The sequence below is a fragment of the Mucilaginibacter sp. SG538B genome, assembly GCF_013376065.1.
GTDB classification, from domain to species: domain Bacteria; phylum Bacteroidota; class Bacteroidia; order Sphingobacteriales; family Sphingobacteriaceae; genus Mucilaginibacter; species Mucilaginibacter rubeus.
In genome coordinates this window covers 2,220,281-2,240,604 of record NZ_JABMJI010000001.1, presented here as the reverse complement: position 1 = coordinate 2,240,604, position 20,324 = coordinate 2,220,281, and the positions used below count along the sequence as shown (strand labels likewise).

20 protein-coding genes are annotated in these 20,324 nt (G+C 42.6%); 11 read left to right on the top strand and 9 right to left on the bottom strand.

Annotated elements, in window-relative coordinates; all coding sequences use genetic code 11:
• Positions 1-35: 35 nt before the first annotated feature.
• Positions 36-920 (top strand): lysophospholipid acyltransferase family protein, encoded by an 885-nt coding sequence (locus tag FHW88_RS08990; RefSeq protein WP_090525709.1) that lies wholly within the window; start codon positions 36-38, stop codon positions 918-920.
• Complete coding sequence (locus FHW88_RS08985; protein ID WP_176624724.1) at positions 917-1,954, top strand: glycosyltransferase family 2 protein; 1,038 nt, start codon at positions 917-919, stop codon at positions 1,952-1,954. The genes FHW88_RS08990 and FHW88_RS08985 overlap by 4 nt, the downstream gene beginning before the upstream one ends.
• On the opposite strand, the gene FHW88_RS08980 is transcribed toward FHW88_RS08985, so the two are convergent.
• Positions 1,926-4,469, bottom strand: coding sequence for a mechanosensitive ion channel family protein (locus tag FHW88_RS08980; RefSeq protein WP_176624722.1), 2,544 nt, complete (start codon positions 4,467-4,469; stop codon positions 1,926-1,928). The genes FHW88_RS08985 and FHW88_RS08980 overlap by 29 nt on opposite strands.
• 79 nt (positions 4,470-4,548) lie before the next feature.
• The gene (gene aroQ / locus FHW88_RS08975; protein ID WP_090525703.1) at positions 4,549-4,968 is read right to left on the bottom strand and encodes a type II 3-dehydroquinate dehydratase; all 420 of its coding nucleotides are present in this window, start codon (positions 4,966-4,968) and stop codon (positions 4,549-4,551) included.
• Between the two features lie 40 nt (positions 4,969-5,008).
• On the opposite strand from aroQ, the gene xerD reads away from it, so the two are divergent.
• A complete protein-coding gene (gene xerD / locus FHW88_RS08970; RefSeq protein ID WP_176624721.1) occupies positions 5,009-5,908 on the top strand; it encodes a site-specific tyrosine recombinase XerD in 900 nt (299 codons plus the stop codon).
• Between the two features lie 9 nt (positions 5,909-5,917).
• Here xerD and FHW88_RS08965 read toward each other — a convergent pair whose 3' ends face one another.
• From FHW88_RS08965 to FHW88_RS08945, 5 genes are all read right to left on the bottom strand, one after another.
• Entirely contained in the window at positions 5,918-6,340 is a 423-nt protein-coding gene (locus FHW88_RS08965) for an acyl-CoA thioesterase (protein ID WP_090525696.1), read from the bottom strand.
• 18 nt (positions 6,341-6,358) lie between these two features.
• Positions 6,359-7,375 (bottom strand): serine hydrolase domain-containing protein, encoded by a 1,017-nt coding sequence (locus tag FHW88_RS08960; protein ID WP_176624719.1) that lies wholly within the window; start codon positions 7,373-7,375, stop codon positions 6,359-6,361.
• Between the two features lie 312 nt (positions 7,376-7,687).
• On the bottom strand, positions 7,688-8,464 hold the full coding sequence (locus FHW88_RS08955) for an HAD-IIA family hydrolase (protein ID WP_090525692.1): 777 nt from the start codon (positions 8,462-8,464) through the stop codon (positions 7,688-7,690).
• Between the two features lie 58 nt (positions 8,465-8,522).
• Positions 8,523-8,906 (bottom strand): SRPBCC domain-containing protein, encoded by a 384-nt coding sequence (locus tag FHW88_RS08950; protein ID WP_091164811.1) that lies wholly within the window; start codon positions 8,904-8,906, stop codon positions 8,523-8,525.
• A gap of 23 nt (positions 8,907-8,929) precedes the next feature.
• A complete protein-coding gene (locus FHW88_RS08945; RefSeq protein WP_129570160.1) occupies positions 8,930-9,520 on the bottom strand; it encodes an acetate uptake transporter in 591 nt (196 codons plus the stop codon).
• Positions 9,521-9,710: 190 nt separating this feature from the next.
• Between FHW88_RS08945 and gpmA the strand changes: the two genes are divergently transcribed.
• The 4 genes from gpmA (at position 9,711) to FHW88_RS08925 (ending at position 13,532) form a co-directional block, all read left to right on the top strand.
• A complete protein-coding gene (gene gpmA, locus FHW88_RS08940) occupies positions 9,711-10,400 on the top strand; it encodes a 2,3-diphosphoglycerate-dependent phosphoglycerate mutase (protein ID WP_176624717.1) in 690 nt (229 codons plus the stop codon).
• A gap of 89 nt (positions 10,401-10,489) precedes the next feature.
• Positions 10,490-10,975: a hypothetical protein gene (locus FHW88_RS08935; protein WP_090525680.1), complete on the top strand. Its 486-nt coding sequence runs from the start codon at positions 10,490-10,492 to the stop codon at positions 10,973-10,975.
• A 424-nt stretch (positions 10,976-11,399) separates the two neighbouring features.
• Entirely contained in the window at positions 11,400-13,010 is a 1,611-nt protein-coding gene (locus FHW88_RS08930) for a hypothetical protein (RefSeq protein ID WP_218117147.1), read from the top strand.
• A 177-nt stretch (positions 13,011-13,187) separates the two neighbouring features.
• Entirely contained in the window at positions 13,188-13,532 is a 345-nt protein-coding gene (locus FHW88_RS08925; protein WP_090525677.1) for a phosphoribosylpyrophosphate synthetase, read from the top strand.
• 138 nt (positions 13,533-13,670) lie between these two features.
• Here the strand turns inward: FHW88_RS08925 and FHW88_RS08920 are convergent, their stop codons facing one another.
• Positions 13,671-14,234, bottom strand: coding sequence for a hypothetical protein (locus FHW88_RS08920; RefSeq protein ID WP_090525675.1), 564 nt, complete (start codon positions 14,232-14,234; stop codon positions 13,671-13,673).
• Positions 14,235-14,357: 123 nt separating this feature from the next.
• Here FHW88_RS08920 and FHW88_RS08915 point away from each other — a divergent pair, with 123 nt between their 5' ends.
• From FHW88_RS08915 to guaB, 3 genes are all read left to right on the top strand, one after another.
• A complete protein-coding gene (locus FHW88_RS08915) occupies positions 14,358-15,596 on the top strand; it encodes a M16 family metallopeptidase (protein WP_176624715.1) in 1,239 nt (412 codons plus the stop codon).
• A gap of 107 nt (positions 15,597-15,703) precedes the next feature.
• Positions 15,704-16,981 carry a M16 family metallopeptidase gene (locus tag FHW88_RS08910; RefSeq protein WP_176624713.1) on the top strand — a complete coding sequence of 426 codons (1,278 nt, stop codon included), beginning with the start codon at positions 15,704-15,706 and terminating at the stop codon, positions 16,979-16,981.
• Between the two features lie 280 nt (positions 16,982-17,261).
• Positions 17,262-18,734: an IMP dehydrogenase gene (gene guaB, locus FHW88_RS08905; RefSeq protein WP_090525669.1), complete on the top strand. Its 1,473-nt coding sequence runs from the start codon at positions 17,262-17,264 to the stop codon at positions 18,732-18,734.
• A 78-nt stretch (positions 18,735-18,812) separates the two neighbouring features.
• Here guaB and FHW88_RS08900 read toward each other — a convergent pair whose 3' ends face one another.
• The gene (locus FHW88_RS08900) at positions 18,813-19,592 is read right to left on the bottom strand and encodes a hypothetical protein (protein ID WP_090525667.1); all 780 of its coding nucleotides are present in this window, start codon (positions 19,590-19,592) and stop codon (positions 18,813-18,815) included.
• 97 nt (positions 19,593-19,689) lie between these two features.
• Between FHW88_RS08900 and FHW88_RS08895 the strand changes: the two genes are divergently transcribed.
• Positions 19,690-20,274 (top strand): TIGR00730 family Rossman fold protein, encoded by a 585-nt coding sequence (locus FHW88_RS08895; protein WP_090525665.1) that lies wholly within the window; start codon positions 19,690-19,692, stop codon positions 20,272-20,274.
• Positions 20,275-20,324: the final 50 nt, after the last annotated feature.

The following is a 20,324-nucleotide window of genomic DNA, read 5'->3' as shown; positions in this document are numbered from 1 at the left end:
ATATTTTATGTTTGTGCTCAAAATTGGCTAAAATAATGATAAAAAAGGGTTTTACTAAGTTAGGGATATTAATTTTATACCTTATCTCGTTGCTTCCCTTTTGGTTTTTATACATTTTATCCGATATTGCGTTTGTTATTATTTACTACGTTGTTCATTACCGCCGTGATGTAGTGCAGCAAAACCTCCGCAATTCCTTTCCCGAAAAAACAGATCAGGAACGTCATGATATTGAACGAAAGTATTATCGCTACCTGGCCGACCTGATAGTGGAAACCATTAAAATGATCACCGTATCAGAAAAACAGATCCAAAAAAGGGTAGTGGCTACCAACTCCGACCTGGTGTTTGAATACTTTGCTAAAGGTAAAAGTATTATTGCAGTTGCCGGCCATTATTGCAATTGGGAAATGGCAGCCCTCAATTTCAACTTTGTTACCGATAAAAGATTCATGATCATTTACAAAAACCTGTCGAACAAAACGTTTGATGATTTTTTTATTAAGATCCGGTCAAGGTTTGGTGGGCAGCCGGTAGCCATGAAGCAAACGCTACGCAAAATGGTGGAATACCGTAAGGAGCTTACCGTAAGCGTATTGGTGGGCGACCAAACCCCTGTAATGCATGAGGTAAACTATTTCACCAATTTTTTAAATCAGCCAACTGCGGTATTTTTGGGTATTGAAAAGATTGCCAAAACAATTGACGCCGCTGTTGTTTTTTACGACATGAAAAGGGTAAAACGCGGATATTATGAATATACCCTAATCCCGCTTACCGAAACACCAAAAGAAACTGCCGAACACGAAATAACAGATATGCACGTGAAATACCTTGAGGGAATGATCAGGAAAGAACCGCAATACTGGTTATGGTCGCACCGGAGATGGAAATTTAAGCCGGAGGATTTACATAGATGACCCATACACCTAAAGTTGCTGTAGTTATTTTAAACTGGAACGGCGCAAAGTACCTTAAACAATTTCTTCCTTCGGTATTATCCTCAACGTATCCTAACCTGGATATCGTTATGGGGGATAACGCTTCTTCGGATGATTCAATAGCGTTTATGCGCGCAAACTATCCATCGGTAAGGATTATCCAAAATGATAAAAACTACGGCTTTACAGGGGGGTATAACCGGGTGCTGGCCCAGGTTGATGCCGATTATTATATCCTGCTTAATTCGGACGTTGAGGTTGTTCCAGGATGGATTGAACCTGTTATCGAATTAATGGAAAGCGATAGTTTAATTGCTGCTGCTGCTCCCAAGATCCGGTCATACGCACAAAAAGAATACTTTGAACATGCCGGTGCTGCCGGTGGCTTTATTGATAAGCACGGCTATCCCTTTTGCCGTGGCAGAATCTTTTACGAGCTGGAAAAGGATAACGGTCAATATGAGCAATCAGGTGAGGTATTCTGGGCATCGGGAGCTTCTTTGTTTATCAAAAAAAGCATCTGGGATGAAGCCGGCGGCTTTGATGAAAGCTTTTTTGCCCATATGGAAGAGATCGACCTTTGCTGGCGCTTAAAAAACATGGGCTATAAAGTAATGTACTGCGCGCAATCAACCATATATCACGTTGGCGGCGGTACATTAAATGCCGAAAACCCGTTTAAGACCTATCTCAATTTCAGGAATAACCTGCTGCTTATAAAAAAGAACCTTCCATTTTGGCGGGCGTTTTGGGTGATCAGCATCCGTTTTATAATGGATCTCCTGGCCTTGTTCAGGTTTTTGATGGAAGGTAAACGCAAAGATGCCTGGGCAGTAAGCAGGGCACATCAAAGCTTTGTGTTAAGTTTCTTCAAGAAGGTTAAAGACGAAAGGCAAAAGGCGAAAGGCAACGCGGTACAAAACACAAAAGGCATATACAGAGGCAGTATAGTTTGGGATTTCTTTGTTAAAAAGAAAACTCATTTTACTGATCTTGATCCTTCGGAGTTTTAGCGGCATCTGTACCCTGTTCCGGCTCAGTTTCGTCGCTTATGCCCCGCGCTTCTACTTTAATGGGAGGCAAGCCTTTTGGCCATATTACGCGTACGTCCTGCTGGCGGAACGGTATTTCGATACCTTCTCTGTTAAATGCATCGTAAATATCGGCTAATACGCGGCTCTTAAGTCCAAGCCAGGTATTGATATCGGCTGCCCAGAAAAACACCCTGAAATCAACCGAGCTTTCATTTAAATTATGCAGGAATACAGAAGGCGATGGCTGGTTCATGATATCATCATGGTTAGTTAATAAATTTAACAATATTGCCTTAACCTGCTCAATGTTTGATCCATATGCTACCCCAATAATCAGTTCAACCCGGCGATTGTTATTACTTAAGGTCCAGTTAATTACGTGGTGAGATATTAAGTCGCCGTTAGGGATAATTACCTCCGCGCCATCGGCGGTAGCAATTTTACTGGCACGGATGCCGATATCCATAATAGTACCCGAACGGCTGTCAACTTCAATAATATCACCAACCTGGATCGGTTTCTCGAAAGCAAGTATCAAACCCGATACGAGGTTGTTAACGATATTCTGTAAGCCAAAACCAATACCAATACCAAAGGCACTGATAATGATAGTAATCTTATCAATAGGCACTCCTGAAGCAGCTACGGCCAGGAAGAAGCCTAAAGCAATTACCCCGATACGGATAAGCAGGGTAGAGGTGCGGTTCTTTTTCTTGGCTACATCAATATCATTGGCATGCTTGGCTGCAATATCATAAAGATAGCTGATTATCTTTGACGCGATAGATGACAGCCAGATCACGGCCACAAATATGATCACGCTTTGAAACGTGAACTGGGTATTGGTACCCCCGATGCTGCGGTTTTTGGTCAGAAAATCGCCCAGGTAATCAAATACGGTATCTTCAACGTTCAGGTTTTGGGTAAGCATTACCAGCCATAGCAAGGTAGCCAATATGCTCAGCACACTCCTGAACTTATTTTGCATTAATTTATAATCGATAAAAGAAGTTAGGTTGTTGCTCTTTTTACCGGCTTCCAGTTGCAGGAACAAGGCTTCCATAATGATATGCACTATGTAATACATAGCAAGGGCAAGCCACAGGTTATAAACTACACTAACACCAATGATTTTAGCCAAACTCACCCTGCCGAAAACATTACATAAAAAAGATGCTCCCTGCAGAAATATGAAAACCTTCAATATAAAGCCGGTATAAGGCAGGTAATCAGCCCTGGCCTTGCGCACTTCCGATAAAAACCTGAAACTTATTACCGATGCCGCCAGACCTGAAATCAAAACAACTACCCTGTCGATATTGGTTACCTGGATATAAAGATTGCTCAGGCTGTAAATAATAGTGATGCCAAATAGCTGCAGCATATAACGGAACATAGTTGCAGGGCATGCCTTTTTTATGAGGTAAAGCAGGGCGATCATCAGCACCAATAAAAACATCTCCAATACAATTACCGGCGGGTGATCATAAACGTTTGGCAGCAACGTAAAAGTTAAAACAATTGAGGATACAAATGGATAATTTACAACGTAATTGGCCTGGCCAAACACACTTTCGGGCGCATCGTTATCACGTATGATCCTACGGCGACTGGCGCGGACCCAGGCAAAAAAAACAAATAGAACCACCAGGCCAGAAAGATGGATCAGGATATCCCGACCTATAAAAAAGTTGAACAGCTTGGCGTTCATATCGGCCGTAGCTTTTGTTGCCGGGCCGAAATCGCTGCCTTCATCAGCATTCATGTTCCATATGTTGCTATACTCCTGAGACATCGCCCTGATGCTGAAATCCCTGATCTTGGTATCAATCTGGTCTTTAAGGTCAAGTATCGAAATATAAACAGCCGAGGTGCGGTTTTGCAGCAGGCCTACTTTTACCATCACCTTTTTGTTAGTGGTGTCCAGGCGATGGTATTTACTGTCGATAGCTATTTTCTGGATGAGGTAAGTGGTAGCCAGCGAGCTATCGGCAGGCAGGATCTTTAAAACGCTGTCGCGCGATATAGCGTCCAGATCGTTTTGATTTTGAACAAGTTTACTGTTGATATCCGCAAGCTGCTCCTGCCAAAGGTCAAGCTGGTCATCACTGCGGGTAAGCACATCCCTGATGGTATACAGGTACCTTAACGTGCTTGATTTATCATTATCAATAAGCGATTTGATGAGCGTAATCCGCCTTTCAAATGATGGCAGCTTGGTGCTGATCTCTGCCGTATCTAACTTTTTTGACAGGTTGCTTTTGATCTGGTTAAAGGCAGATGTGTAATATTCAACCTTTTGCAGCAGGTTATTGACCGATGTATCCGAGCGTTTGAGCGCCCGCATCATCGAATCACGCGAAAGGATAGAAGCCCGAAGCGAGTCTCTTACCGATCTTGGCTTTTTCTTTTTGGCTTGGGCAAATGCATCAACACTGAATAACAGCGTAATAAAAAGTAAACTTAGCGCGGCAACCCGGAATATTTTAAGCATCTGGAACAATAAGCTGAAAGCAATGTTTAAACGCTTTTACACCAAAAGCGTTTTATCAAAACGATAAAATATTTTAATATTATTTGAGCGACAGGTTTTCAATGGCCAGGCGATAGCTATCCATCCCGAAACCCGCAATTACTCCACGGCAACTGGCCGCTATCATTGATTTATGCCTGAACTCCTCGCGCTTGTGTACGTTGGAGATATGCACTTCAATAACCGGCGTATTGATGGCTGCAATTGCATCGGCAATGGCAATAGAAGTATGGGTATACGCGCCGGCATTCATCACAATACCATCGTAACTAAACCCAATTTCATGCAGTTTATTTATAATTTCGCCCTCAATGTTGCTTTGATAATAATCAATGGTGATGTTTGCATAGCGTTGGCGCAAAGTTTCAAGGTAGGTTTCAAAACTGGCATCGCCATAAATTGATTTTTCGCGAACGCCTAACAGGTTCAAATTGGGGCCGTTTATAATTTGTATCTTCATTAGTTCAAACTTAGCTATAAATCATCAAAACTAAAATCAATTGGATTGGCGTTCGGCAATAAAAGGTTTCCAGGCATATTTAAAATTAGAAAAGTCGCTGTCCGACAACTCTATCGAAGCTTACAGCAGGGATATAGAAAAGCTATATCAATATTCAGATTTACAGTTAGTTAAGTTAAAACCAGAATTAATTACTTTAACTAATTTACGGGAGTTCATCAACTGGATAAATGAGCTGGGGATGATCCCGTCATCCCAGGCCAGGATCCTATCCGGGATCAAAGCGTTTTATAAATACCTGCTGATGGAAGATATTATTAAATCTGACCCGTCAGAACTGCTCGAATCGCCCAAGATCAGGCGTAAACTGCCGGATACATTGAGCTATGAAGAGATCAACAAAATTATAGCTGCCTTAGACCTTTCCAAACCCGAAGGCATGCGAAACAAAGCCATCCTGGAAACCCTATACGGTTCAGGCCTGCGTGTATCCGAGCTTACCGAACTGAAACTCTCCAACCTGTACCTTGATATTGAATTTATAAAGGTGACCGGTAAAGGCAATAAGGAACGATTGGTGCCGATAGGCAGCGAAGCTATAAAAGCGCTGAAGATCTGGATAGAAAATGTAAGAGTACATAACCCAATAAAAAGAGGTGAGGAGGATTATGTTTTCCTGAACAGGCGCGGCACAAGGTTAAGCCGGCAGATTATTTTTTTAACCATCAAAGGGTTGGCTGAAACCATCGGATTGAAGAAAAAGATAAGTCCGCATACCTTTCGGCATTCCTTTGCCACACACCTGGTTGAAGGGGGCGCCGATTTACGGGCAGTACAGGAGATGCTGGGACATGAAAGTATCACCACAACAGAGATCTATACCCATTTAGACAGGGAGTATTTAAAAAGCACCATCAGCCAATTCCATCCGCGGAGCTAAAACGGGCGATCAGATGAGGTACTGATCAATTACATCCTGAGGGATCTTTGCACCGCGTCCGGTAGCCATGTCAATCATCACATAATCAAACCAACCATCGCAGCAGATCTTTTTAGTGGCTTTATTGGTGATGGTAAACTTCACACGGCAGCCTTTGTCGTCAATACTTTCAATACCGGTTTTCACAATAAAGTAATCGCCCATGGTTAAAGCACGTTTATAATCCACATGGGCGGTACGTACTACCCACCCGAACCCGCGTTCCATAAATTTTTCCATCGCCATTCCATAGCAACGCTCCATCTGGTCGTAACGCGCAGCCAGTACATAATCAAAATATTTGCTGTTATGTACGTGCTGAAACATGTCGATATCATCGGGGCGTACGCGAAACTCAGATTCAAAAGTGGAAAGTTGGAGTGGTGTATCCATGCAGCAAATATAGTAAACCTATTTAAGCGAAAGGAAAGCCTCCAGTTTCTCATTAAAAGTGTTCCCGTGATCGCAATTGGTAAAAAATACATAGCCGGACTGCCGGGCCTTATCCATCATGAAAGCTGATTGAAAATTGCCATTATTGCCTGAGTGTAAGTAAATTGTACCTGATGAAATTTGCGCTATTGCTATGCCCAATCCCCAGGCTGAATAGCCTGCTTTGCGGAAATCTTCGGGAAGGGGCACGGTTAATTGCTGCCGGAACATTTCATGGATGCTATTGGTACTTAGTCCTTGGTCATTCATCAGGGCTATGAGGAATGTGGCATAATCTAAAGCATTAGTGTGCAGGGAAGCTGCAGGATTGAAAGTGTTTGAATCAATGCTGATGGATGGAATTACAGGCCAGTTTAATCCGTTAGCAGGATCTATGTGCCCAGCCTGATGTCCTCTGACCTTATGTTTCAAAATATAGGTATTGGCAGTGTATGAACTATGGGGCATGTGTAGTGGGATAGCCACTTCACGTTCAAACAGTGGCTCTATATTTTGCAATGAACGGTTAAGCAAATGTGCTACCACTTTGCCCAGGTAAAGAAACCCCTCGCCCGAATAATTGAATGATGTACCGGGCTTGAAATTCAAATAAAGGTCACCTTGTTTCACGTGTAAAGAGGAATCGGCCGTGAAGAAGCGCCAGTTTGGAAGCCCGGATTGATGAGAAAGCACCATCCGGGCGGTGATTAGTTTGTATCTCTCATCCTGTGCGATATCAGGATAGGGAAGATATTTATACAAAGGAGTATCCAGGCTTAATATTCCGCGATCTGCCATTTTTAAAACCCAATAAGTAAATATTGGTTTGGAAAGTGAGGCTGCTTCAAAAATCGACTGCTCGTCTACAGGCGCTTTTGTTTTAATATCTTTTATACCCAAAGCCCGGTGATAAACTATCTTACCTTTATTTATAAATGCGATAGATACCCCCGGGAGCTGCAACGAATCCATTTGTTTTTTCAAAAAAGCATCCATAGCAGTGTTACTGATAAGTTTCCCGGCTGGGCTTATGATCTGTGCTTGTAAGTTGCAGATGAGCCCGGACAAAACTAAACAGGTAAGTATAAGCATCCGGGTATATTTATTGTGTATGTGAGAAGATTGCATGTTTTGCATGAGGTAAGTTTTTAAATGGGACGCGAATATTAAAGATTTCGTTACAGGTTATTTTATATTTTAAGTGCTGTACCTTATTGCCGGATTTCTGCCTACCTATTAAAATATCTAAAAACAAAAAGCGGGCGATCTTGTGGATCGTCCGCTTTAAATGAGGATACAGAATCTATTTTATGACCACCACTTAAGCGGAAAAACTATCTTATCAACCGAGCTCGCTACCATATCCGGTTTAAACGCGTAATGGCTCAACTGATCTTTACTGGAGATACCAGATAGCACCAGGATAGTTTTATATCCCATTTGTACACCGCCCTGGATATCAGTTTCCATCGTATCGCCAATTACAGTCGTTTCGGCAGTTTCAAGGCCCAGGAATTTCCTTGCCGAGCGCATCATTACCGGGCTTGGCTTGCCGGTTACAAAAGCCTTACGGCCGGTAGCTTCCTCAATCATGGCTGTTGTAGCTGCGATACCTAAATTGTTCCAGCCTGGTTTTTTAGGAGATGGGTCCCTGTTGGTGGTTATAAACTTAGCGCCTGCCAGGATCATGTCGACCGCGCGTTGCACCATTTCCAATGTAAAGTTGCGGCCTTCGCCCAAAACAACAAACTCCGGGTCGGAATCAACAAGCGTGATGCCGTTTTCGTGCAAACTGCTCAATAGGCCGCCCTCGCCAAGCACAAAAGCGGTACCGTTAGGGCTTTGATCGCCCAGGAATTTCCCGGTAGCCATGGCGCTTGTATAAATATGTTTTGTTTCTACAGTTATTCCCAATCTTTTAAGTTTCCGTACAACCTCCAGGCTGGTGCGCTGGCTGTTGTTGGTCATAAAGGCAAATGGTATATCGTTATCAATAAGGTGTTTGATGAATTTATCGGCGCCCTGTATCAGTTCTTCGCCGCTGTAAATTACACCATCCATATCAATTAAAAGACCTTGTTTCATGCGTATAAATTATAAATGTTTTGTTTTATTAAAGAGGTGATGTTGAATAACCGGCGTTTTAAGCTCCCTCAAAAAAATCGATCAGGCCGCCAAAGTAGCTCTCGTTCCACCCGTCAACAATATCATTATAATCGTCATCGGGAATGTTGGTGTGCCTTAACTCGGCCGAAGTGCCTTGTTTATCAGCATGCAATTTGATGGTAACGATAGAGTTATCGCTTTGTCCTTCAAAATACCATTGCTGAACCACTTTTTTATTGGGTTCAAATTCAATGTTTTTACCTACTATACTGCCATCCCACATAGAAAATTCGGTACCGGGCTCTGTCGACATTTCTGCGACTTCGCCAGTCCACAATTCAATTGTAACCGGGTTGGTGATGGCCATGTATATCTCTTCGGGAGTGGCCGGTATGCTGTAATATTTTTTATAATCTTTCACCCGCGCAATTTAGCTCAAATAATTTAAACCTTCACCGGGCCAATTGGCAAAACGGTTTTTCCGTAAATCTCATTCAAAACATTGGCAATGCCGGTGTAGATGGCCGACGCCCCGCAAATAATACCTTCATAACCGGCAAGGTGCTTAATCCCTGCATTGCCGGTGACATCACCAGCCACTAACAGGAAAAATAATATAGTTAACGATGCAAAAACAAATTGCAGCGCACGGTTAAGCCTCAATGTTCCAAAAAACAACAGCAGGGTAAATACACCCCAGATGCTTAGGTAAGCGATCATGGCCCCTTCAGATGGCGCAGCTCCCCAGCCAAATTTAGGCATTACCAATAGGCCCACTAATGAAAGCCAGAAAAATCCATAAGAGGTGAATGCGGTCAGCCCGAAGGTATTGTTCTTTTTAGCTTCGATAACACCGGCAATAACTTGCGCCAAACCGCCGTAAAATATGCCCATAGCTAATATCATGGTGTTCATTTCAAAAAAACCGGCATTGTGAATGTTTAATAAAACGGTGGTCATTCCGAAAGCGCAAAGGCCAAGCGGCGCCGGGTTGGCAATGCCATCCTTCACTGGTACTGGTGTGGTAGGGATCATAATAGGTTTTAGTTTATTTGGTTTGTACCGCAAGCTAACTGATTTATAAATATTAAGCAAGTTTTTCATACCCTTAACCTACTTTTGCAATAATTAAACAACCCCACTAAAAGCATGTCCGGCAGAGCAGACTTTTAAATAACAAACAATAAAAGTTTCCCCATTAGAGGGGATTTAGAGACACCTACCTATGCAAAAATTAGTATTAATACGCCACGGCGAGAGTACCTGGAACCAGGAAAACAGATTTACAGGCTGGGAAGATGTCGACCTGTCAGAAAAAGGTTACGAACAGGCCCATCGCGCCGGAAAGATCCTTAATAAAAACGGCTACAATTTTGATATCGGCTTTACATCTTATTTAAAGAGATCCATTAAAACGCTCCATTATATTTTGGAAGAACTTGATCATTTATGGATCCCCGTCGAAAAATCATGGCGGTTGAACGAACGGTTTTATGGTGCCTTACAAGGGTTAAATAAAGATGAAACCATTGCCCGATACGGCGAAGAACAGGTGTTAAAATGGCGGCGCGACCCTAATGAACACCCGCCCGCTATAACCAAAGATGATGCGCGCTATCCGGGTCATGATCTCAGGTACAAGGACCTGACCGAGCGTGAGCTCCCGCTGACCGAAAACCTGAGCGAAACTATGGACAGGGTATTGCCCTTTTGGAACGAAAGAATTGTCAGGGCCTTGCGCCGCAATCAAAAGGTTATTGTAGCGGCACATGGTAACAGCCTGCGTTCGCTTATAAAATATATTGATAATTTAAATGATAAGGAAGTCACTTCGCTGGAAATCCCTACCGCTACCCCCTGGGTTTATGAACTTGATGGGGATTTAAACAGGATCAGGCATTATTACCTGGAATAATTTACCCTCCGGATCTTCATTTCTCTTTTTTATGTAGCACAATTGTTTATCTTGTAAGCCATAAACCAATTAATCCCTAATTAAGACGAATGAAAAAATCCGATATCTATGAGGTCGCCATTAAAATACTGGGTATATACCTGTTGGTGGCCGATATCTCTAAACTTCCCGGCCTGATCACTTTTATCGGTAACCATGCAAGTTCCCCTGCCGAACAGCAGCCTGCCGATCAGGGAAACCTTTTGTTGGTAAACGGGTTAAACTTTATTTTCCTGATCATATTGGCGGTGCTGTTAATTGCCGGTACTAAAAGGATCACCCGCTGGATCACTAATGAAAGTGATTACCAGGAAAACGCGAAACTTTTTGCCGAACGAAAAGTCATCTACGAAATATCCCTGGTAATAATAGGAGGGTTATTGTTAGTTGGCACTATCCCTGATTTTTTATATCACCTGTATACGCTTGCTAACGTTAATGAACAAAGCAGTGTAATATCGGCAGGGGCAAAAATATTTATCGGCATAATTACCGTGGCATTTGCCAAAAGGATAGGGGCTTATTTTGCCAAATAAATTTGAACAACTTTAATGTATTGAAAGAGCGGCCTTTTTGGACGCTTTTCTTGTTTGCGGCCGGCCATATGTTAACCGTTGTCAAAACTCTTTCAACCATGGGTTGTCCACACCTGATGTGTATGACCAAAGGGTGTTCCACTAAAAAAAACGCCAAAAATCTTAAATATCTGATTATTAGCAATATAGTTACCTTTCACTTTTTGAACCACTTAAGTTGTTGATAACCAGCGGTAACATAAATGCGCAGTATTCCACAATGTTCCACTTCTGAAAATGGAACACTTTATATAAATGTAAAAAGTTTCAAGGTTTACTTAACAATAAGTTAATGAAATAGCAATAATTACGAATTAACCTTTGTGCAGCTTTACCGTATAATTTAACATTATTAACTTATACATTAAAACCTAAAAAAATCATTATGCTAAAACTTACTAATCTACGTATGTGGGTATTGGCCGCTGCCGCAACAGGCATGCTGGCAAGCTGTCAGAAAAATGGCCAGATGCCTGCATTGAAAGATGCTGATCAAACTGCAACCGGTGCAAAAACGATTAAAACCTTAGCTGTGTCCTTAACACAGGGTTTTGAAGTTGGCGCAACCAGTCCAAAAACTGCTTATGATGTATCACCAACCGGTTCATCAAGCGGCGACAATGTTACCCTATCCGGCAGTTCATGGAATATGTATGATGCCCTGATCGGTAATCTCGCAGCAGATCAAAAAGCAGGCTCATGGAGTGCCCGTGTACGCAATACCGGTAAAATTACCATGTTGTTTGATGTTACTACCGGCATAAGTACTGTTACTATTAAAAGTGCAACTTATAACGGCGATACTCCAAGCACATGGGGATTGTTTTATTCTGTTAACGGAGGTTCGTCCTGGACGCAATCCGGCTCAGCAATTACTACTACTGCAACCCTTACTACATCAACTTTTACTGTTACACAAACCGGTAATGTACGTTTAGAGATCCGTAAATTATCCGGCGGCACCAACCGTATCAATATTGATGATATCACCATTAATGATAACGGCGGCGGCGGTACAGGCGGGGGTACTGTACTTACAGGCAAAAAATTCCTGTTTGATGCAAGTCACCTTGAAAATGCAGGCAGCGCCGACTGGCAAATAGATGCCGACGGCACTGAGCAGGTTGCTATTTACACAGGCGGTACCACTACCGAAACCAAGGCACAACGCATTCCTACTCCGTCATACACAGGTATTACTTCATCTACTACCGAAACTTATTGGAAAGGCGCTCTTTCAGCATGGGCTGTAGAATTGGTAAAACGAGGCGAACTGGTTGAATCGTTACCTGTAGGCACTGCCATCACTTATGGCGGCGGTGGAGCCCAGGATTTGAGCAATTACGATGTATTTGTTGTTTGCGAACCTAACCGCTTATTTACTGCCGCCGAGAAAACTGCTTTGATGAACTTTGTAGCAAACGGTGGTGGTTTATTTATGATAGCTGATCATACGGCGGCAACAACTGCCGGTACCGATGCTAATGGCTACAATCCTTCAGACCGCGATGGTGATGGTTATGATTCGCCAAGGGTTTGGAATGACTTAATGACCAACAATGGCATCAATAACAACAACCCTTTCGGCTTTAGTGTAAATTATGTTGATATCAACGAAAGCCCGTCAACCAACGTTTATACCGGCTCCAATGCCGATGCGCAAAAAGTGCTGAATGGTGCGGCAGGTACTGCTTCAAAAATGGCTTTCTACGATGGTTCTACAGCAACCTTGTTCCCGGCCAACAACTCAACCGTACAGGGCTTATTCTGGCGTAACAGCGCTACCAATGGTGGCAATGCCAACGCTATGGCATTATTGGCAACCTATGGAAGCGGCCGTGTTGTTTGGATCGGCGACAGCTCGGACGCCGATGACGGCACAGGTGATACAGGCGATAACCTGTTTAATGGTTGGTCGGGTGATGCTCCGTCAGGATATACCTCGCATTCGTCATTTCATTTAAATGCTTCATTCTGGCTGGCCAAAGCCCAGTAAGCATAAAATAACCTTAGAACGGGAGAATTTTCATTTGTTAGTTTAAGTCCGGTTGCCCGTGGCAACCGGACTTTTTTATTACCCCGCTTCAAACAAGTTAGTTGCTTTTGCAGTTATATATTATACGAAGGTGATCAATGAACTCATCTTCTGTTTTACCTATACAAAAACTTCACCATGAAAAATTATGAAACCTTAGTGGATGCCACTAATGACCTCATGAAGAGGGGATATACGGCCAACCTTAGCCTTGATGGCGATACTATTGATGATAAAGAAAAAGATATCAGGATGACCGCCGATGACTTTGAGATCGATGAGTTTTACCGCTTTGAAGGTCCAAGTAATCCATCGGATATGTCGATAGTATACGCTGTATCATCATCAAAATATAACTTAAAAGGAGTGCTGGTAAATGCATATGGTACTTATGCCGATGATAGCTCATCCGCGTTAGCTGCCAAATTGCATCATGGGCAGGTAAGTCATAACCTGCACGGCGACGACAGGCCCACGGCGTAAGTAAGTCGAAAGTCTTAAGTCAAAAATCTTAAGTTAAAAGTCGGTGACAAATATTTCTGTAGGGACAGCGGGATATTTGTTGGCGGCTTTTGGCTTTTAATATAACAGCCAATTTTTAAACGTCTGCCCTTCGGGGGATTAGAGAGGCTTAGATCTCAATTCCTTCGTCATTTTTTTTCCTGCCGACTGGATAGCCGCCGTACCATTACGCGTTAAAAATTCAAGCTGGGCCGGTAGCTCATCGGCCACCCAGGGGTAACGGTGCCGCAAATTAAACAAAGCCCAACCAGCAAATACTTTCACCGCTATTTTAACTTTTGGATCTATCATCCAGTCAAAAAGCTGCTCAACCGCTGGTTCAAGATCGATGCTGTTCAGTTTTTGTTTTACCGGCGATTGTTCTTTTTCTTCGGTGGCGTGCATCAATATTTTAGCATAATGCCTTTGGCAGCCTGGATTGGTAACCTGTGGTAACCGTTCAATCAAATATTCAAGATTATTGGTAAAAACCTCAGGGTCTTTTAAAAACATGTTTTCCAGGAGCCACGCCGCACGGAACCCGAGGGGTTTATCAGCATGAAAGGTAATCTCTATCAGGTCGCGCAAATCAAACTGTTGTTCCGTCAAAATACGGCTTAATTCAAGCACTTTGAGTTTGCCTATGGTATTCGCTATTTTTTGGGTAAGTTCGTCGCGGGTCATTGGTAGCCTAAAAGTAAAAAAATACCGGGGCCTAACCTAAAACACTTGTTCATTTTTGGCATTCACTTTCAATGTCATCAAAAGTTATACATTTGCTATCCGTATTAAAAATTTAAGAGATACATGGTTAAATTCAACCGATTCACACTTGACAATGGCCTTAGGGTTATTGTGCATGAAGATAATACAACGCCAATGGCGGTGCTTAACATTTTATATGATGTTGGTGCACGCGATGAAGATCCTGAACAAACCGGCTTTGCCCATTTGTTTGAGCATCTCATGTTTGGCGGATCAGTCAATATCCCTGTTTATGACGAACCACTGCAAAGGGTAGGAGGTGAAAATAATGCCTTTACCAGCAACGATATCACCAACTATTATATCACTCTGCCATCGGCTAACCTGGAAACCGCATTTTGGTTGGAGAGTGACCGGATGCTGAGCCTTGCTTTTAGCGAAAAAAGCCTTGAGGTGCAGCGTAACGTAGTTATAGAGGAGTTTAAACAGCGGTACTTAAATCAGCCATACGGCGATGTTTGGTTAAAGCTTCGTCCGCTGGTTTACAAAAAACACCCTTATCGTTGGGCGACTATCGGCAAAACCATCAAACATATCGAGGATGCACAAATCGAAGACGTAAAAGCGTTCTTCAAAAAACATTATAACCCACAAAACGCCATTATGGTAGTAGGGGGTAACGTAACAACTGAACAGGTAAAAGAGCTCTCCGAAAAATGGTTTGCTCCGATCCCGGCCGGCGAAAGATATCACCGCAGCCTTCCCCAGGAACCTGAACAGCAGGAAGCCCGCCGCGAAACGGTTACCGCCAAAGTACCACTCAATGATGTGTATATCGCTTTTCAGATGGGGGCCCGCACAGATCAAGATTACTATGTGGTAGAGCTGCTTTCGGATATTCTTTCGCGCGGCAATTCATCACGGTTATATAAATCGCTGATTAAGGAAAAACAGATTTTTAGCGAGGTGCATGCCTATATTACCGGCAGTTTGGATAAAGGCATGTTTGTGTTAGAAGGCAAACCGCTCGATGGCATCAGCATTGAACAGGCAGAGACTGCATTATGGGAGGAACTGGAGAAAATAAAAACTGAGGAGATCCCGGCAGATGAACTTACTAAAGTTCAGAACAAAACCGAGTCAACCATGATATTTTCCGAAATGTCGCTATTGGATAAGGCCATGAACCTGGCCTCATTTGAATTGCTGGGTGATGCTGACCTGATCAACCATGAAACAGCAAAATATCTTGCTGTAAACGCTGCCCAGGTAAAAGCACAAGCCAATAAACTGTTCAGAAAAGATAATTCATCAACACTTATTTATTTGGCTGAGAAATAAAACCGTCTGAATCAGAATTTACAGAATTTAAGAATTAGCTGAATTTCAAATGGCATTCTGTGAATTGTAAAATTCTGTAAATTCTGATTCAGATAAACAATATACATATGATCAACAGAAAATTAGCCCCCGAATTCAGGGCTATCGATAATATTAATCTGATTAGGCCAGAGCACAAGAAACTAAGCAATGGCTGCAACATTTTTTGCTTTAACTCCGGCGACCAGGAGCTCGTGCGCATTGAGTGGGTCTTCGGTAACCTAAGCTTTGATCCGGCGAAACCATTGCTTAACATGGCCGTAAACTCCATGCTTACTGATGGCACTACAACTTTAACTGCTGCACAGATTGCCGACAAAATTGACTTTTACGGCGCCTTTTTACAGGTTGACTATGGATATGAAAACTCGCAGGTAACACTGTATAGCTTAAATAAACACCTGCACCATACTTTACCGGTTATTGCCGATATCCTGAATAATTCCATTTTTCCGGAGAAGGAACTGGAAACCTTTAAGCGCAACCAACAACAAAAATTGCAGGTTAGTCTGCAAAAAAATGATGTGGTGGCCCGCAGAGCATTTAACAGGGCTGTTTATGGAACTACCATTTTTGGATATGCTGCTGAGATGACCGACTATCAAACCCTGCAGCATGATGATATGCTGGCACATTACAAAAAAATGTACCAGCCTTCCAATTGCACTATCGTTATAGCGGGTAAGATTGAGCCTGAAATGCTGACATTGCTTACCGATACGTTTGATAAAGACTGGGAAAACAGCCCAACCCCGGCGGTTACAATTCAGCCCGAGATTAAGGCCGCCGCCGACCTGTTTTATTTTACAGAGAAACCGGAAGCTTTGCAATCGGCTATCCGGATAGGTACGCCTATCATCAACCGTTCGCATGAAGACTTCCAGGCGTTACAGGTTTTAAATACAGTATTCGGTGGTTATTTTGGATCGCGGTTAATGGCTAATATCCGCGAGGATAAAGGGTATACCTATGGTATAGGATCGGGGCTGGCGTCATTTAAGCAGGGCGGATCATTTTTTATAGCGACAGAGGTTGGTGCAGATGTTTGTAAGTCGGCGGTTGCCGAGATTGAAAAAGAAATGAACCTGTTGAAAACCGAACTGGTACCGGAAGAGGAACTTTCCCTGGTGCGCAATTACATGTTAGGCTCATTATTAGGAAGTTTGGAGAATGTATTTTCGCATGCTGATAAGTTCAAAACCATCTATTTTGCAGGTTTGGATTACGATTATTATGCCAGGTACACGGTGACCGTAAAAAACATAACTTCAGATAAGCTGATCCAACTGGCCAATACGTATTTCAACTTCGATCAGTTTTATAAAGTGATTGTAGGGAAATATTAATTTTTGACTTCGGAATTGGGATGTTCGATTTCGGATTACTTTGATTTCGGAAATTCGCTTTTTGATTTGTCTAACGGCGAATCAGAAAGCGAAACTCCCAAATTCTTGAATGGATTTGAGCAGTAAAAATAAAATAAATCCGAAATCGAACATTCGAAATCCCAAATCCCGAATTATCATCTTAAGGCAATTTTAAATAAATAGAAAAGCGAAATTCCGAATTCCGAAATATTTTATTACCTTTGCCCGGCAAATAATAACTCCAAAATAATTATTTGCTATGCAGTTAGACCCATCAAAATTTGTTGCCGAAGGATTAACTTACGACGACGTTTTACTACTCCCGGCTTATTCAGAAGTGTTACCGCGCGAAGTGAATACCGGCACTTACTTAACTAAAAGCATCCGGTTAAACATTCCTATTATCTCGGCCGCCATGGATACCGTTACTGAGGCTGATCTGGCTATTGCCATTGCACAGGCAGGCGGTATAGGCATGTTACACAAAAACATGACCATACAGGCACAGGCCGACGAGGTGCGCAAGGTTAAACGCTCAGAAAGCGGTATGATCCAGGATCCGGTAACTTTACTGGAAGACGCCTTGCTTGCAGACGCTTTCCAGATCATGAGGGAATTTAGCATTGGCGGTATCCCGGTTATTGATGCCGATCATAATCTGAAAGGCATTATCACCAATCGTGATCTTCGCTTCCAAAAAGACATGAGCGTTCCCGTGAGCGAAGTAATGACCAAAACCAACCTGATCACTGCACCTGAAGGAACTACTTTAGTTGACGCTGCCAACATATTGCAAAGTAATAAGATTGAGAAACTACCGGTTGTGAATAAAGATGGAAAACTGGTAGGCCTCATCACTTATAAAGATATTCAGAAAGTTAAAAACTTCCCTAACGCTTGTAAAGACGAATATGGTCGTTTACGTGTTGGTGCAGCCGTTGGTGTGGCCGCCGATAACATTGACCGGGTAACCGCCCTGGTTAATGCCGGTGTCGACGTAATTACGGTTGATACAGCTCATGGCCATTCAAAAGGAGTTATTGATATGGTTAAGGCAGTTAAAAAACTCTATCCTAACCTGCAGGTAATTGCCGGCAACATCGCAACAGGCGATGCTGCTATCGCACTTGCTGATGCCGGTGCTGATGCGGTTAAAGTAGGTATTGGCCCGGGCTCGATTTGTACGACCCGTATCATTGCCGGTGTGGGTGTACCACAGTTATACGCGGTATATGAGTGCGCCAAGGCACTTGAAGGTCGTGGCGTTCCGGTAATTGCCGATGGCGGTATTAAACAAACCGGAGATATCGTTAAAGCTATTGCCGCCGGTGCAAGCTCAATCATGGCAGGTTCATTATTTGCCGGTGTTGAAGAGTCGCCCGGCGAAACTATTATATATGAAGGCCGTAAATTTAAATCATACCGTGGTATGGGTTCGGTTGAGGCGATGGCCAAAGGCTCAAAAGACCGCTATTTTCAGGATGAAACCGATGTGGTGACAAAACTGGTACCGGAAGGAATTGTTGGTCGCGTGCCGTTTAAAGGCAGCATGGCCGAAGTGATTTTCCAGTACATCGGTGGTTTACGTGCCGGCATGCACTATTGCGGTGCTGCCAATATCGAAGACCTCCAACGTGCCAAATTTGTGAGGATCACCGCTGCTGGTATGCGCGAAAGTCATCCGCATGATATTACTATCACTAAAGAAGCGCCTAACTATACAAGCAGGTAATTCTTAATATAAACTGCATAAAACAAAAGCGGCTGAAAGATCCTCTATCTTTCAGCCGCTTTTGTTTTTGATAATAACCTATTGGCCGGTCACTGATGATGATTTTGAAATTAAACCGTTCGCGGTGATGATCTTTAACGCCTGTTCGTAATTGAATCCCACTTTAACAAGTGCATCAAAATAATCTTTATTTAATTTAGCTATTTCGGCTATTTTGCCGGGCTGCTTAAAGTAAGCGAGTTGAGCATCAAGCACTGATTTTGCCATCGATGCGTACATCGGTCCCATAGAATTCATCGCGTTTTGCATGTCATTAGAGGGGCTTCCATTAAATAGTCCTGTTGAGGCTGTATCCGTGGCTACAGGTGGTGGCGGAAGCAATACAACATCGGTTACCTTGACATGCTTGGTTGCGGCAGCTTGCTCAGTTAAACTAACATTATAAAAATTAAAATAGTTAATTCCCGACCTGCTTAACCCGGCATGCTCTATGATGTCAATGGATTTTGCAGCAGAAGGTATTTTTTTAAAATATACCTTAAACTCAAGCTTATCACCAGCCTTTTTTAATACATTTTTATTGGGTACCATGGCTATGTTTTCCGACTTAACATACTCATAATGTGCGTTGCTTAAATCAGTTTGAATAAAGATCTCTTTATTGAGCTGTAGCCACGCATTATCCTGGTAAGCATAGTTTTCAAAGGTCACAATAGTATACTGACTATTGGTTTCTATTTTTTTGATGATTGTTGATTGATCGTCTTTTTGCTCAACATTAGGAGTTGTGATGTTTTGTGCGAATGCCTGCACTGCAACAATAAAAAACGTGATAATGGTTAAGATAGGTTTTTTCATGTGATAATTTTTCTAAATATATAAATATTGGATTACATACAATCAATAGGTAACAAAACCTTAATAGGCCATTGAACAAATTTTGTTATCATTGAGCATGAAATCTATCTGTGTGTTCTGCGGTGCCAATTTCAATGGCGATCCTGCATTAAAACAAGCCATCGAACTATTGGCAGAGGTTATGGTAAGCCGTAACATTACACTTGTGTTTGGCGGCGGTAAAGTTGGCGTTATGGGTTTGATGGCCGATGCTGTGTTAAGCAGGGGAGGTAAAGTTATCGGTATAATCCCGCAGTTTTTGATGGATAAAGAAGTAGGACATACAGGTTTAACCGAGTTGCACATTGTAGAAAATATGCATCAGCGTAAACAAATGATGAACGATCTTAGTGAAGGCATCATTACGCTTCCGGGCGGATGGGGCACTCTTGAGGAGTTTTTTGAGGTGCTAACCTGGCTGCAGTTGGGTTTGCATAACCATCCTATCGGCTTGCTCAACGTCAACGGCTTTTACGATCTGTTACTTAAACAAATGGATGTAATGGTTGAACAACGTTTTCTGAAGCCAACCAATCGCGAACTGATTCTTACCTCAGGCGATCCGATAGAGCTGGTAAACCTGATGGATAATTTCGACGTAAAACCGGATGAAGTATGGTTTAAAGACAAAAACCTTATTTAAGTCTTAAGTTCGAAGTTTTAAGTCAAAAGTTTTGGTGTTTGCGAAGGTTT